Below are 14,259 nucleotides of genomic sequence, written 5' to 3' on the forward strand. Positions count from 1 at the left end.
ACCGGTCTCGGCGTCCGCGCCGGTCCTCACGGCCCGTGCCGCACCTCCCGGGGTGTCGGCACGGGCCGTTCCGCTGCGCGGACGCCCGCCGGATCGTCAGACGCGAGCCGTACCCTCGACGCGTGACCGTCGCCTACCACCGCATGTTCCGCGCGCTGCCGACCTACCGCTGGTACAAGCCCGTGCTCGCGGCGGTGATGGCGGTCGTGTTCTACCTCGTGTTCTCGGGTGCGGTGGGGCTCGGCATCTCGGCGGTGCTGACGGCCGTCGCGGGCCCGACCGAGGCCGATCGCGTCTTCGGCGCGCTGCGAGCCGACCCGCTCGACGCGTCCGAGCCGGTGGTCATGCTGCTCAGCCTCGGATCGATCGCCACGATGCTGCCCGCCGTGCTGCTGGCGACGCGTCTCGCCGGGCTCGGCGGGGCGGGTCGCCTGTCGAGCGTCGCCGGGCGGATGCGCTGGGGCTGGCTCGCCCGATGCATCGTGCCCGCCGTCGTCTTCATGGCGCTGACCCTGCTGCTGAGCAGCGTCGTCGCGCCCCTGCTCGTCGGCGAGTCGCTCGGGTCCGGCCCGGTGACGACACCGCCCTCCGCGCTCGTCTGGTCGCTGATCATCATCGTGCTGCTCGTGCCGCTGCAGGCCACGGCCGAGGAGTTCGCGTTCCGCGGCTTCGCCATGCAGGCCCTCGGCTCGTGGATCGCCTGGCCCGTCGTCGCCATCGTCGTGCCGACCATCGCCTTCGCGGCCGCCCACGCGTACAACCCCTGGGGTCTCGCCGACGTGGCCGTCTTCGGCGTGGCCGCGGCCTGGCTGACCTGGCGGACGGGCGGCCTCGAGGCGGCGATCGTCGCGCACGTGCTGAACAACGTCGTCCTCTTCGCGCTGCTGGCGCCGTTCGCCGGCACGCTGTCGAGCGACGGCAGCCCCGTCGGGCTGATCGTGACGCTCATCACGACGCCGGTCTACCTGTGGCTCGTCCTGCGGGCGTTCGGCCGGTCGGGGGTCGACCGGTCCTCCCCGGACGGCCTCTCCGGGGCGGCTCTCCCCAGGAGGCGCGGGGCCGGTGAGGCTGTCGGTCGCGCCTCCTAGACTCGCCTGGTGACCAACGCTCCCACCACCTCCGCCGTAGCCCAGCCCGGGTCATCCGCACCGCTCGAGGTCCTGCACCGGGTGTTCGGGTACGACGCGTTCCGGGGGCAGCAGGCGGCCATCATCGAGCAGGTCGTCGGCGGGGGCGACGCCCTCGTGCTGATGCCGACCGGCGGCGGCAAGTCGCTGTGCTACCAGGTCCCCGCGCTGGTGCGCGAGGGCACGGGCATCGTGGTCTCGCCGTTGATCGCTCTCATGCAAGACCAGGTCGACGCCCTCGAGGCGGTGGGCGTGCGGGCCGAGTTCCTGAACTCGACCCAAGATCCCGACACCCGCCGCGAGGTCGAGCGGGCCTTCGTCGCGGGCGAGCTGGACATGCTCTACCTGGCACCCGAGCGGCTGCGACTCGACTCGACCAAAGACCTCCTCGACCGGGGCCGGCTGTCACTGTTCGCGATCGACGAGGCGCACTGCGTGGCGCAGTGGGGGCACGACTTCCGGCCCGACTACCTCGAGCTCTCGGTGCTGCACCAGCGGTGGCCCGACGTGCCGCGCATCGCCCTGACGGCGACCGCCACCGAGGTCACCCACCGCGAGATCTCGTCGCGGCTCGAGCTCGACGACGCCGCGCACTTCGTCGCCGACTTCGACCGGCCGAACATCCAGTACCGCATCGAGGCCAAAGACGGTCCCCAGCAGCAGCTGCTGCGGTTCATCCGCGCCGAGCACGACGGCGACGCCGGGATCGTCTACTGCCTGTCGCGCAAGTCGGTCGAGAGCACGGCCGAGTTCCTCGTCAAGCAGGGCATCGCGGCGCTTCCCTACCACGCTGGTCTCGACGCCGGCACGCGGGCCCGCAACCAGTCGCGGTTCCTCCGCGAAGAGGGCATCGTCATGGTCGCGACCATCGCCTTCGGCATGGGCATCGACAAGCCCGACGTCCGTTTCGTGGCGCATCTCGATCTGCCGAAGTCGGTCGAGGGGTACTACCAAGAGACCGGCCGCGCGGGCCGCGACGGCCTGCCGTCGACCGCGTGGCTCGCCTACGGCCTCCAAGACGTCATGCAGCAGCGGCGCATGATCGACCAGTCCGAGGGCGACGCCGAGCACCGACGGAAGCTCAGCGCCCACCTCGACGCCATGCTGGCGCTCTGCGAGACCGTCGAATGCCGTCGGGTGCAGCTGCTCGGCTACTTCGGTCAGGCCAGCACTCCGTGCCGGAACTGCGACACGTGCCTGAACCCGCCGCAGGCCGTCGACGGCACCGTGCCCGCGCAGAAGCTGCTCTCGACCATCGTCCGCCTGAAGCGCGAGCGCGACCAGCAGTTCGGCGCGGGTCAGATCATCGACATCCTGCTCGGCAAGACGACGCCCCGCATCACGCAGAACCGACACGAGCAGCTCGCGACCTTCGGCATCGGCTCGGAGCTCACCGAGATCGAGTGGCGGGGCGTCGTGCGGCAGCTGCTCGCCCAGGGTGTGCTCACGGTGTCTCCCGACGGCTACGGCACGCTGCTGATCACCGACGCGGCGGCCGAGGTGCTCTCGGGCGGCCGACCGGTGCGGTTGCGCAAGGAGCCCGAGCGGGCGCCCCGCGCCGCCCGGTCGAGAACGGGCGCCCGGGGTTCGAGCGGCTCGCGCACCGGGGCCGGCGCCGCCGATCTGTCGGCGACCGACCAGCCGCTCTTCGAGAGCCTGCGACAGTGGCGGGCGGGCATCGCCAAGGCTCAGGGAGTCCCCGCCTACGTGGTGTTCGGCGACGCGACCCTGCGGGGCATCGCGTCGACCCGCCCCACCTCGTTCGATCAGCTCGCGACCATCAGCGGAGTCGGTCAGAAGAAGCTCGACACGTACGGGCAGCAGGTGCTCGACGTCGTCGGCGGCGCGACGCCCGAGGACGCGGCCGCGGCCGCGGCCGGCGCCGGTGCCGAAGCCGGAGGCGGTGACGCCGGGGGCTCCGGGGGAGCGGCTCGTGCGTCATCGCGGCCCGCCGGAGCGGCGGCCGCTCCGCGTACGGGGTCGGCCCGAGGTGCGCGGTCGGCGGCGTCGCCGCGTTTCGCGACCACGCCGCCGCTCGACGAGCCCCCCGTCGACGACGTCCCGCCGGACGACGAGCCTCCGTACGACCCCTACGACGAGACCGTCCCGCCCGACGACTGGCGCTGAGCCGAGCCGCCGCGGCGCCGGCGCGGCCGGGCCCGGCGCGGACGCGGGGCGGCGCGGACGCGGGGCGGTCTAGGAGCGCGACCGGCGCGACAGCAGCACGAGCGAGAGCGTCGTCAACAGCATCGCCGCCCAGCCGCCTGCGAAGGCGCCGCCGTTCAGCTGCGAGACATAGGCCCCTGCCAGCATCAGAGCACCGGTGAAGGGGCTGGTCGAGTAGACGAGCGGGATCGTCAGGGCGGGTAGAGCCCCTCCGCGTCGCACGCGCAGGCGCATGGTCACGATCAGCGCGGTCAAGAAGAACGACAGCAGCGCCGACGACAGATACAGGAGCCGCGCGACCGTCGCCGCCATCGGCCCGAGGTCCGCCTCGCTCATCGCCGCGGCACCGGCGACGGCCAGCACGCCGAACAGGCCGTGCACGATCGGCGACAGCAGATACACCGCCCGGCGGACGGGGCCGGGTCGCATCGGGACGGCGGCGTCCGGCGACTCCGCCGTCGTCGTCCGTGCGCCGAGCGGGTCGTGGCGTCCGTGCGAGTCGAAGCGCGCATGCGTGTCGCGACCACCGTGCCGGTCGTGACCGCCGTGTGAATCGCGCACCACGCCTCCTCGGCTCGTCGGCTCGTGCCCGGGCGCGCCCGGACCCGCTTCAGCCCTCTGGCTTCTCGCGCCGTCCATCAGCAGTCGCGACCCCCGCGCTGCCCGTCTCTTCGGTGTCATCCCCACGGGGCGAGCATAGGAGGCACGGTGCACCGCGACAACGCTCCTCGCGGAGGACACCCGCCCGTGTCGCCCGCATCCCGCCCGCTCGCCCAGCTGATACCCGCAGGTATCACCCGACCGGCTCACCCGCATGAGACGCCGCTCGCCCCATCGAGCCGCACTCAGCGGCCAGAGGCGCGTGCCGGGGAGGCGAGTGTCCCCGGAGCGTCGGCGCCCGCGTCCCCGCCCCGCAGATCGCGGGCCCTCGCCGGCGACCAGCCGGCCAGGACGCTCAGCCGGGTCGGCTCCACGAGCAGGGCCAGCGCGCTCGGCAGGGCCCGCGCGACCCGCAGGGCCCTCGCGACCCGCGCGACCCGCGCGACCCGGAGGGCCCGCGCGACCAGCGCGACCACAGCACCAGGAGGCGCGGGTCTCCCTCCGAGCGTAGGTTCGACTGACGATCAGGCGGGCTCCGGCCCCGAGCGGAACGGACGTCACGATGAGGGTCGCAGTACTCGGCACGGGGATCATGGGTCAGGGAGTCGCCCGCTCGCTGCACCGCGAGGGTCATGAGGTCACGGCCTGGAATCGCACCCGCGAGCGCGCCGAGCCCCTGGCTGCCGACGGCATCACCGTCGTCGACACCGCCGAGGAGGCGGTCGCGGAGGCCGACGTCGTGCTGCTCGTGCTCTTCGACGGCGACGCCGTGCTCGAGGTGCTCGACGCTGCGGCGCAGGCCGGCCCCGCCTCCGCCGTCTGGGTGCAGGCGAGCACGATCGGTCTCGAGGCGACCTCCCGGGTGGTGGCCCGGGCCGACGAGCTCGGGGTCGACCTGGTCGAGGCGATGATGCTCGGCACGAAGAAGCCCGCCGCCGACGGCAAGCTGGTCATGCTGGCCGCCGGCCCGACCGCTCTCGTCGAACGGGTCGCTCCGGTGCTCGACGCGATGGGCGCGAAGACCGTCACCGCAGGGGATCGCGTGGGCGCGGGCACCGCGCTCAAGCTCGCGGCGAACGCCTGGATCGCGAGCGTCACGGCGGCCACGGCGCAGTCGATCGCACTCGCCGAGGGGCTGGGGCTCGACCCGCAGCTGTTCCTCGACGCCATCTCGGGCGGGCAGTCCGACACCCCGTACGCGCACGTCAAGGGCGCGTCGATGATCGCGGGCGACTACCCGGCGCAGTTCGCCCTCGACGGGCTGCGGAAGGACGTCGACCTGATGCGGGCAGCAGCCCCCGGCGCGTCGCTCGACCCGACCCTCCTCGACGCGCTCGCCGAGGTCTTCGCCGCGGCGTCCGAACGCGGTCACGGCGGGGACGACATCGCGGCGGTCCGAGCAGGATTCACCGCGAGCTAGGGTCGCCCGCCGGGTATCGCCCGACCGGCCGTGCCGCCTGGCCGACGGTGTCGCCGGGCCGACCGTGTCGCCTCGCTGAGGCCCCGCCGGGCCGACGACACCCACCAGCCGGGCCGCGCCTCCCTGTGAGACCGCTGCGGAACGCCGACGTGACGTCCGCGGCCGGAATGAGCGCGCCTCCTCGGGGGTTCGTCTCGGGGTGCGCTCCGGCGCGCAACGACATCCGTCTTCGAAAGGACTCCCCTGTGGACCTGTTCTCCTCCGCCACCTTCGGCGATCTCGTGCTCGCGAACCGCGTCACGATGGCCCCGCTCACCCGTGTGCGCGCGAACGCCGACGGCGTGCCGAGCGACCTCCAGGTCGAGCACTACGCGCAGCGCGCCACGATGGGTCTCATCGTGACCGAGGGGACCTGGCCGACGCAGGAGGGCAAGGCCTACCCGGGTCAGCCCGGCATCGTCACCGACGAGCAGGTCGCCGGCTGGAAGCGCATCGCCGACGCCGTGCACGCCAAGGGCGGCACCATCGTCATGCAGGTCATGCACGGCGGTCGCGTCTCGCACCCCGAGGTGACCGGCACCGAGCGCATCGTCGCTCCGAGCGCCGTCGCCATCGACGGCGTCGTCCGCACCCCCGAGGGCAAGCGCGACTTCCCCGTGCCCCACGCCCTCACCACCGAGGAGGTGCACCAGGCGATCGCCGACATCGTCACCGCCTCGAAGCGCGCCGTCCTCGAGGCCGGTCTCGACGGCGTCGAGCTGCACAGCGCAAACGGCTACCTGCTGCACGAGTTCCTGTCGCCCGTGTCGAACGTCCGCACCGACGAGTTCGGCGGCACCCCCGAGAACCGCGCCCGCATCGCCATCGACACCGCCACCGCGGTCGCCGAAGCCATCGGAGCCGGCCGCGTCGGCATGCGCATCTCGCCGATGCACAACATCCAGGACGTCGTCGAGACCGACCTCGACGACGTGACCGCGACGTACGACGCGCTCGTCGACGGTCTCGCGCCCCTGGGGCTCGCCTACCTGAGCGTGCTGCACGCCGACCCGCGGGGCGACCTCGTGCAGCGCCTGCGCCGCCGGTTCGACGGCAACGTCATCACCAACAGCGGCTTCGGCACGGTCACCGACCTCGCCGAGGCCCGTGATCTGGTCGAGAGCGACTTCGCCGACGCCATCGCCGTGGGACGCCTCGCCATCGCCAACCCCGACCTCGTCGCCCGCTGGGAGCGCGGCACCGAGCTGAACGAGCCGAACCCGGCCACGTTCTACGGCGAGGGCGCCGAGGGCTACACGGACTACCCCGCGCTCGAGTCCGCGACGCGCTAGTCGCGACGCGCCTCTCGCACCCCCGCCGCTCGGTCGACTGGTCGGAAGGTGCTCTCCGCTTCGCGTGCGAGGGCATCTTCCGACCACTCGATCGAGTGGTCGGAAAGTGCCCTCCGCCTCGCGCGCGAGGGCATCTCCTGACCGACGTCCTCGGGCGGGCGCGCTCCCCGGAGGCGCCCGACCGCCGCCGGATACGATCATCGGGCGGCACCGCATCCGCCGCGAGGAGAAGACCGTGACGAACTCGTACCTGCCGCCGCTCTTCGACCAGCTGGCGGCCCGGCTCCGGCGGGCTCTGCCCGGTGTCGAGATCGACGGGCGCCCCTCCGACTACCTGCCCGGCGGCGCGGCCCTGCGGCTGCGGCTCGGGCACCGGCTCTACCTCGACCTCGCCGACGACGGGCGCGAGTGGTTCGTCGCCGGCCTCTCGGCCGACGCGGCCGGTGTGACGCCGGTGGCCGAACGCTCGGTCGAGCGGCTCGGGCTGCCCCTGCACAGCGATCAGGCCGTGGTCGTCGACGCGGTCGTCGCCTCCGTGGGGCGCTGGGTCGAGGCCGTCGGTCCGGATGAGGCGGATGCGCCGGCCGTCCTCGCTCGCCGACCCGCGCCTCCCGCGATCCCCTCGCCGTCGTCGTTCGGCGCGCCGACCCCCGCCCCGTACATCCCCCGCGATCAGGCGTACGGGCCCGACGGGCTCTGGCAGCCGTCGCCCGAGGGGTCGCCGAGCCCGTTGCGTCGCCGCCGGCCGCTCGTCGCCGTGGCGGCCGTGGTCGTCATCATCATGCTCGGGCTGTCGTCGGTCGGTCTCATCCAGGCGGTGCGCGGTGTCGTCGAGGCGGCGTCGAGCAGCGGTCTCCGCGGCGGCTCGGCCGGGCCGGACGGAGGCGCGGGTGACGGAGGCGCGGGCGGCAGCGGATCGGGCACGCCCGTCGACCAGCTCCGGCTCGGCGACTGCTTCTCGTTCGGCAGCGGCACGACCGGGGGAGTGGTCGTCGAGGTCGAGCGCGTCGAGTGCACCGTGCCGCACGACAACGAGGTGTTCTTCGAGAGCGAGGCCGCCGCGACGGAGTTCCCCGGCGAGCAGGCTCTGACCGAGACGTCCGACCAGCTCTGCTTCGAGGCCTTCCCGGACTTCGTCGGGCTCGACTACGAGAGCTCGGTCGTCGAGTACGACTTCCTCCAGCCGACCGAGGAGGGGTGGCGCGCGGGCGACCGGGTCATCAGCTGCTACGTCTACGTCGAGGGCCGCCTCGTGTCGAGCAGCCTGCGCGGTTTCGGCGGCTGACCCGCCCCGAGGAGGCGCGGCTCGGCCCCGGAGGAGGCGCGGCTCTGCCCCGAGGAGGCGCGGCTCGGCCCCGTAGGATCGATTCACCGAACACGTCGCCACCCGGTCGACGCCCGAGCGAGAGGACGCCGCGTGACGCTCGTCGATCGACTGTTCCGCCAGGACGAGTGGCGGACGGTGCCGAACGCGATCACCCTGGTGCGCCTCCTGCTGCTCCCCGTCTTCATCGTCCTGATCGTCGACGAGCACTACTGGTCGTCGATGGTCGTCATCGCGATCGTGTTCCTGACCGACTTCGTCGACGGGTTCGTCGCTCGCCGGACGGGCGCGATCTCCGAGCTCGGCAAATGGCTCGACCCCGTCGCCGATCGGCTCACCGTCATCGCGGTCGTCGCCGCGTTCGCGCTCGGCGGGCTGCTCAGCTGGCCGGTGTTCGTGCTGATCCTGCTGCCGGACGTGCTGCTGAGCATCGTGTCGCTGGTCACGTTCGGCGGGGCGTCGTTCCCCGTCACCTGGATCGGCAAGGTCCGCACCGCGTTCATCTTCACGGGTCTGCTGCTGCTGCTCGTCGGGGTCGCTCTGGTGGATCAGGGCCGGGTCGACGGGGTCGCCGGGCTGCAGTCCGCCGGGCGGACGACCGAGACCGTCGCCGGAGTCCTGCTCGTCATCGGGCTGATCGGGCACTACGTCGCCGCCGTCGTCTACGCCGTGGCGCTGACCCGGCGTCTGCGCGCCCGCGACTGACCGGGTCGGCGCGGCCCGCGCCTCCTGCGCTCCGGCGTCCGACCCTCACCGGCGTCTCGACGGGACGGCGTAGCGTCCCCTCCATGACTCGCATGACGACACCGTTCACCGCCGGCACCACCGCACGCGAGGTCGTCGAGGGCCTCGACCTGACCGGCACCCGCGTCGTCGTCACCGGAGGGTCGTCGGGGATCGGCGTCGAGACCGTCCGGGCCCTGGTCTCGGCCGGAGCCGACGTCACCATCGCCGCCCGCAACCTGGAGCAGGCCGAGGAGGTGCGGGCCGGCATCGCGGGCTCCACCGACTCCGGCGAGGTCCGGGTCGCCTACCTCGACCTGCAGAAGCGCGACACCCTGCGGGCCTTCGCCGACGACTGGCAGGGGCCGCTCGACGTGCTGATCGACAACGCCGGCGTGATGGCGACCCCCGAGACGCGCACGCCCGAGGGGTGGGAGCTGCAGTTCAGCAACAACCACCTGGGGCACTTCGCCCTCGCGACCGCGCTTCGTGGCGCACTCGTCGCGGGTGCGGAGGCCTCGGGGTCGCCGTCACGGCTCGTGTCGCTCAGCTCGACGGGGCACCACATGTCACCCGTGGTGTTCGACGACGTCATGTTCGAGCGACGCGCGTACGACCCGTGGGCGGCTTACGGGCAGTCGAAGACGGCGAACTCGCTCTTCGCGGTCGGGGTCACGGCTCGCTGGGCGGATGACGGCGTGCTCGCGAACGCCGTCCACCCCGGCGGCATCATCACCCCGCTGCAGCGTCACCTGCCGAAGCAGGAGATGATCGACCGCGGCTGGATCGACGCCGACGGCACCCCGAACCCGGCGTTCAAGACGACCGAGCAGGGCGCGGCGACCTCGGTCCTCGCCGCCGTGCACCCGCTCGTCGAGGGCGTGGGGGCTCGCTACTTCGAGGACGTCGCCGAGGCGGAGCCGTTCCGCGACGACGCCCCCGGTCGTGGCGTGAAGGGCTACGCGCTCGATCCCGAGCAGGCCGACCGCCTGTGGGATCTTAGCGAGGGGCTGCTCGCCTAACCGCTCACGCCGACCGGAGAGGCGGACGAGGAGGGGTCTCGATCGCCCGCACCGCGCCTCCGCCCGCCGAGGGACTGCGCATCGCCGCGTCGTTGTCAAGCCGCTCGCGTCGGCGCTCACGGGGCCTAGTGTTGATCAGGTCGCACGTGAACCCTGCACTCGTCACTCCAGCCCCCGGTGATGAGAGTCGGTCGCGGAAGCTGCGACCACAAAGGGCACAATGCTGATCAACAAGCTGCGCATCGACAGCCAGATGTTCTACCTCGAACCCGACGAGGACATCGAGGCGCTGAAGAAGCAGATCCTCGAGACGGCCCGCGGGGTCGCCGACTTCATCGTCTTCACACCCATCGGCCTCGGCAAGGTGTCCGTGCTCATGACTCCGCACACACCGGTGCGCTTCGAAGAGCAGGAGCACACGTCGGACGAGCTGCAGGAGTGGGAGGACGAGACTCCGCGCACCGACTACGACCTCGACTTCGACGCGTTCGGCGGCAGTCCGGCCTAGGCCCGTGCTCGGCTCGACCCCACGCCGAGCGGACCGCCTCGGTCGATGCTCCCGTCATCGGCGATCCCGGTGACCGCGAGGCCGACCCCTCGTCCGTGCCTCCGGAGCGCAGGGTGATGCGGCTTCATGCTCAGCGGTCGCCCCTCGGCCCGGCCGGCGAGTTCGGCTCTTCCAGGATCTGGAGCCCGCCGTTGCTGTTCGCGGACTGCTCGAGGGCGATGAGCCAGTCCCGGTTCACCGCGGGCATCCGACTGCCGTAGTACTTGAACACCAGCGAGATGGTGGGGTGGACCCAGATGGTGGTGCGCCCGTCACCGACCCGCTGGTCGTCGCGCCACGAGAAGTAGAACGACTCGTTGCGGCGCAGCTTCGCACCGATCACGAGCTGCAGGTGCCCGAGAACCCGATCGTCGAACTCGACGGACAGGGAATGGTCGTATGTCAGGCTTCCCACGACATCGCCTCGCTCCCTGATCGGCACCCGCCGGCCCCGGAGGCAGGCGCTGTACGACGGCCTCCGCGTGAGCGGATCCATCGTCCAGAAGGATACCGTCCGGCACAGAACTGCCCCGGAGGGGTTGTGGAGCAGGCTGAGGTTCGGCTATGCGATCTGCCGCCCGCCTCGCCCGCGGCCTCCATCCGTTCCACCCGCTGACTGACCCCGCCCCTGATGTCAAGGGTCGGCTCGAAACCGCCCCTCCGCCTACCGTCGGGCGCATGAAGCACATCACGTATGCCGAGAAGTCCCTCCTCCTCGGCGATGCCACGGCCGATCTCCTGCTCGAGTACGCCGCGGCGCTCGGCTCGGACGGCACGAGCGACTCGATCTCGATCCGCGCCATCAGCTCCGACGGCGACGAGGTCGACGCCACGTTCCTGATCGGCGAGGGGGCCCCGCTCATGAGCGAGACGACGACGAGCACTCTGCCCGAGCCCGACAACACCGCCGCCGAGGAGCACATGCGCGAGCGCATCGGGCGACTCGCCCGGCCCCCGCACGGCGGCTCGCTCGACGACGACGAGATGCTGCGCGACGACTACGACGAGTTCCCGGGCTGACCCGTGGTGCTCCTCCGCCCCTCCGCAGTGCTCGAGCGCGACGTCGTCGCCGGGGTGCACCGGCTCGAGGTCGCCGACACGAACCTCTACCTCGTCGAGCACGACGACCGGGTGCTCGTCGTCGACGCGGGCCTCCCCGCCGCGTGGCCGTACCTCCTGCAGGCCCTCTTCGAGACCGGTCACGGACGCGACGACGTCGACGGGGTGCTGCTCACGCATGCGCACTTCGATCACGTCGGCTGCGCTCGGCAGGTGCGGCGTCGCTGGGGCCTGCCCGTCTGGGTGCACGACGCCGATGCGCGTCTCGCGGCCCATCCCTACGCGTACCGGCACGAGAGGCCGCGCTGGCGGTACCCGGTCGAGCACAGGGCCGCCCTGCCGGCACTCGCCCGGATGACCCTCGCCGGGGCCCTCGCCGTGCGCGGCGTGCGCGACACGCGGCCCCTCGGATCGGACACCCCTCTGCCCACAGGGGCCGTCGTCATCCCCACCCCGGGTCACACCGACGGGCACATCGCCCTGCACCTGCCCGATCGCGACGCCGTCATCGTCGGCGACGCGCTCGTGACCCTCGATCCCTACACCGGCGAGCGGGGTCCGCAGATCGTCGCGGGGGCGGCGACGGCCGACAGCGACGCGGCCCTGGCCTCGCTCGACGCCCTCGTCGCGACCGGGGCCGGCGTCGTGCTGCCCGGGCACGGCGCCCCGTGGCGGGAGGGCGTGGGCCGCGCGGTCGAGCTCGCGCGCCGTCGCGGAGCCCACTGAGTCGCTGCGCTGCGCTGCGGCTGCCGCCGTGACGGTCGCCGCTGCCGCAGGCGCCGATCGGCGCCCCCACGAGAGAGACCCCCGTGCGAACACGGGGGTCTCGTCGTCGGCGTGAGTCAGCTGCCGAGCTTGTGGGCCTTCTTGACGGCGGCCTTGCGGGCCTTCAGCACGTCCTTCTTGGCGGCCTTGCGGGCCTTCTTGACCTTGGGGTCGTTCCAGAACGAGCCGAGGTAGTTCGAGATCTCCTTGTAACGACCCTTTCCGGCCTTGGCTCCGTAGGTGTACGCGATGAACGCGATGACGGCGATGACGAGGTAACGGAAACGCATTGAGGGTCCTCCCGGTGGGCGATCTGGTGTCGATACGACGGTAGTCCTCCGGCCTGGGCGCGTGTCCACCCGGGCCGGAGGCGGCCGACGGCGGCGGTCAGGCCGAGCGGCGACGGCGGGCGACGACGAGCGCGCCGAGGCCGAGGGCGACGAGCAGCCCGCCGATCAGGCCGAGCGTCGCGGTGCCCTCGTCGGTGCCGGTGTAGGCCAGGTCGCCACCGGCGCCGGTGCCCGTCGCGGTCCCGCTGCCGGAGCCGGCCGGGGTGCCCTGCGCCCCTCCGGTGCCGGCGGGGTCGACGCCCGGGGCGCTCTCGCCGTCGGCGGTGACGACGGAGAACGAGGTCGACACGGTGGGGGAGATGCGGCGCACCTCGGCGTCGACCGGCCGCGAGTCGTCGGCGTAGGTGACCGCGCGGGCCGTGTAGCGGAGCTCACCGGGCCGTTCGACGCTGTGCACCGACCAGGCGCCCGAGGGGTCGACCCGCGCCGAGATGACCGGGCCGTCGGCGAGGGTCAGCTCGACCCATCCGCCGGGCGTGCCGGTCCCCTGGACGTCGAACGCGGCGGCGGGGTCGTACAGCCCGACGTGCCCTTCGGGGACGGGGAAGGTGTCCTGCGGGTACTCGACGTCCGCCACGATGCGACCGCCGTCGCGGGGCGTCGTGATGGTCGGCGCGGCCAGCGTGACCGGGCGCAGGTCGATCGCCCGACCGCCCGAGACGGGCGATTTCTCGCTGAGCTGCAGGCCGCTGGGCGACACGAGGTACTGGCGGGTGCTGATGCGCCACTTGCCCGAGGGGATGACGGCGTCGTAGACGAGGGTCCCCGAGGCCGGGATCGTGGGCTCCGGAACGGCGGTGCGGTAGCGGTTGCCGCCGATCTCGCGGTACGAGAACTCGGCCTTCGCCCCCGGGACGCCGGTGATGACGATCCGGACGGGCCCGCTGTCGCCGTCGGCCCCGTCGACCGCGGTCGGCTCGATCTGCGCGCCGTCGACCGGCGTGATCATGACCGGGGCGGCGGGCGTCGCCCGGAACGCCGTCTCGAGCGTGAACGAGAACACCGTCTCGGGCGAGGCGGCGCCCACGGGGGAGCCGTCGGCACCGGCTTCGTACTGACGGCTGGTGAGCTTCCAGGTCGTGTTCGCGAGCGTGAGCGTCGTCGACCACGCGCCGTCGGCGGCGACCGGGACCTCGGCGTAGCGGACGGGCGAGACCGAGGAGGCCGGGTCGAGGCGGAGCTTGACCACGGAGCCCGGCTGCGCCGTGCCGGTGAAGGCGAGCGGCGCGGTGGTGGCGGTGCCGCCGTCCTCCGGGGTCACGCCGACGGTCTGTCCGGAGCGGGGGCTCGTGACGACCGGGGCGGCCGCGATGGCGGCGGCGCCGATCGGCGCGTCGTCGGTGACGGCCTCGTCGGCGACTGGCTCGTCGGCGACGGGCGTCTCGACAGGAGCGTCCGTGGCGGGAGCCCCGACCTCGGGAGTCGCGCCCTCCGACGCCTCGGCGGTCGGTGCGGCGGCGGGCTCGGCGCCCAGAGCGGGGCCGACCGAGATCAGCGCGCCCCCGAGAGCGATCGACACGGTCGCCGGGATGGCGAGCGCCTTCTGCCAGGTGGTGTTCATGATGAAGCCCTTCGTGTGGATCGTCCCCTGCGAACCGCCCGGATCCACCGAGGGCGAGAACCGCCGGCCCGGTGATCCCGACGCCGACGTGCTCGACGCTACGTCGTCCCTCCGTCGACCGAACCACCTGTTGCGGTTCCGTTACACGAAGTCGTCCGCTCGGATGAGGGGGACTCATCAGAGCGGCGCACCAGAGGTGTCGCACGACGGACGCGCGGCTGCGCAACACCCCCGCCGCCCACCGGAAACACCCTCGCAACACCG

14 protein-coding genes are annotated in these 14,259 nt (G+C 72.8%); 10 read left to right on the forward strand and 4 right to left on the reverse strand.

The genetic code is table 11. The annotated features are described in order from the left end of the window. Positions 1 to 122: 122 nt before the first annotated feature. Both ASF17_RS03145 and recQ read left to right on the forward strand, forming a co-directional pair. Positions 123 to 1,088, forward strand: a complete 966-nt coding sequence (locus ASF17_RS03145) for a CPBP family intramembrane glutamic endopeptidase (RefSeq protein WP_055795127.1) — start codon at positions 123 to 125, stop codon at positions 1,086 to 1,088. Positions 1,089 to 1,097: 9 nt separating this feature from the next. Then, positions 1,098 to 3,254, forward strand: a complete 2,157-nt coding sequence (gene recQ / locus ASF17_RS03150) for a DNA helicase RecQ (protein WP_055795129.1) — start codon at positions 1,098 to 1,100, stop codon at positions 3,252 to 3,254. A 69-nt stretch (positions 3,255 to 3,323) separates the two neighbouring features. Here the strand turns inward: recQ and ASF17_RS03155 are convergent, their stop codons facing one another. Beyond that, on the reverse strand, positions 3,324 to 3,854 hold the full coding sequence (locus ASF17_RS03155; RefSeq protein ID WP_156357268.1) for a hypothetical protein: 531 nt from the start codon (positions 3,852 to 3,854) through the stop codon (positions 3,324 to 3,326). A gap of 601 nt (positions 3,855 to 4,455) precedes the next feature. Between ASF17_RS03155 and ASF17_RS03165 the strand changes: the two genes are divergently transcribed. The 6 genes from ASF17_RS03165 to ASF17_RS03190 all read left to right on the forward strand — a co-directional run bounded on the left by ASF17_RS03165 (position 4,456) and on the right by ASF17_RS03190 (position 10,221). After that, a complete protein-coding gene (locus tag ASF17_RS03165) occupies positions 4,456 to 5,313 on the forward strand; it encodes an NAD(P)-dependent oxidoreductase (RefSeq protein WP_055795135.1) in 858 nt (285 codons plus the stop codon). Positions 5,314 to 5,558: 245 nt separating this feature from the next. Continuing rightward, complete coding sequence (locus ASF17_RS03170; protein WP_055795137.1) at positions 5,559 to 6,644, forward strand: alkene reductase; 1,086 nt, start codon at positions 5,559 to 5,561, stop codon at positions 6,642 to 6,644. Between the two features lie 235 nt (positions 6,645 to 6,879). Then, positions 6,880 to 7,929, forward strand: coding sequence for a septum formation family protein (locus tag ASF17_RS03175; RefSeq protein WP_055795139.1), 1,050 nt, complete (start codon positions 6,880 to 6,882; stop codon positions 7,927 to 7,929). Between the two features lie 132 nt (positions 7,930 to 8,061). Continuing rightward, positions 8,062 to 8,673, forward strand: a complete 612-nt coding sequence (locus tag ASF17_RS03180) for a CDP-alcohol phosphatidyltransferase family protein (protein ID WP_055795141.1) — start codon at positions 8,062 to 8,064, stop codon at positions 8,671 to 8,673. 83 nt (positions 8,674 to 8,756) lie between these two features. Continuing rightward, positions 8,757 to 9,713 carry an SDR family NAD(P)-dependent oxidoreductase gene (locus ASF17_RS03185; protein ID WP_055795143.1) on the forward strand — a complete coding sequence of 319 codons (957 nt, stop codon included), beginning with the start codon at positions 8,757 to 8,759 and terminating at the stop codon, positions 9,711 to 9,713. A 220-nt stretch (positions 9,714 to 9,933) separates the two neighbouring features. Further along, the gene (locus ASF17_RS03190) at positions 9,934 to 10,221 is read left to right on the forward strand and encodes a hypothetical protein (RefSeq protein ID WP_055795145.1); all 288 of its coding nucleotides are present in this window, start codon (positions 9,934 to 9,936) and stop codon (positions 10,219 to 10,221) included. A gap of 130 nt (positions 10,222 to 10,351) precedes the next feature. Here ASF17_RS03190 and ASF17_RS03195 read toward each other — a convergent pair whose 3' ends face one another. After that, entirely contained in the window at positions 10,352 to 10,675 is a 324-nt protein-coding gene (locus ASF17_RS03195) for a DUF7882 family protein (RefSeq protein WP_055795147.1), read from the reverse strand. Positions 10,676 to 10,938: 263 nt separating this feature from the next. Here ASF17_RS03195 and ASF17_RS03200 point away from each other — a divergent pair, with 263 nt between their 5' ends. Together ASF17_RS03200 and ASF17_RS03205 are read left to right on the forward strand one after the other, a co-directional pair. Continuing rightward, complete coding sequence (locus ASF17_RS03200; RefSeq protein ID WP_055795149.1) at positions 10,939 to 11,280, forward strand: hypothetical protein; 342 nt, start codon at positions 10,939 to 10,941, stop codon at positions 11,278 to 11,280. A 3-nt stretch (positions 11,281 to 11,283) separates the two neighbouring features. Next, positions 11,284 to 12,045, forward strand: a complete 762-nt coding sequence (locus ASF17_RS03205; RefSeq protein WP_235476322.1) for an MBL fold metallo-hydrolase — start codon at positions 11,284 to 11,286, stop codon at positions 12,043 to 12,045. A gap of 116 nt (positions 12,046 to 12,161) precedes the next feature. Here ASF17_RS03205 and ASF17_RS03210 read toward each other — a convergent pair whose 3' ends face one another. Both ASF17_RS03210 and ASF17_RS03215 read right to left on the reverse strand, forming a co-directional pair. Further along, complete coding sequence (locus tag ASF17_RS03210; protein ID WP_055795151.1) at positions 12,162 to 12,374, reverse strand: hypothetical protein; 213 nt, start codon at positions 12,372 to 12,374, stop codon at positions 12,162 to 12,164. A gap of 97 nt (positions 12,375 to 12,471) precedes the next feature. After that, a complete protein-coding gene (locus ASF17_RS03215; RefSeq protein WP_156357269.1) occupies positions 12,472 to 13,995 on the reverse strand; it encodes an LPXTG cell wall anchor domain-containing protein in 1,524 nt (507 codons plus the stop codon). Positions 13,996 to 14,259: the final 264 nt, after the last annotated feature.

This window comes from Frigoribacterium sp. Leaf263 (genome assembly GCF_001422285.1).
Classification (GTDB): domain Bacteria; phylum Actinomycetota; class Actinomycetes; order Actinomycetales; family Microbacteriaceae; genus Frigoribacterium.

What these genes read in the sequence shown, in the direction of transcription:
- ASF17_RS03200 (WP_055795149.1), top strand. Translation starts at nt 10,939, where the DNA reads ATGAAGCACATCACGTATGCCGAGAAGTCCCTCCTCCTCGGCGATGCC.
- ASF17_RS03215 (WP_156357269.1), bottom strand. Translation starts at nt 13,995, where the DNA reads ATGAACACCACCTGGCAGAAGGCGCTCGCCATCCCGGCGACCGTGTCG.
- ASF17_RS03190 (WP_055795145.1), top strand. Translation starts at nt 9,934, where the DNA reads ATGCTGATCAACAAGCTGCGCATCGACAGCCAGATGTTCTACCTCGAA.
- ASF17_RS03185 (WP_055795143.1), top strand. Translation starts at nt 8,757, where the DNA reads ATGACTCGCATGACGACACCGTTCACCGCCGGCACCACCGCACGCGAG.
- ASF17_RS03165 (WP_055795135.1), top strand. Translation starts at nt 4,456, where the DNA reads ATGAGGGTCGCAGTACTCGGCACGGGGATCATGGGTCAGGGAGTCGCC.
- ASF17_RS03210 (WP_055795151.1), bottom strand. Translation starts at nt 12,374, where the DNA reads ATGCGTTTCCGTTACCTCGTCATCGCCGTCATCGCGTTCATCGCGTAC.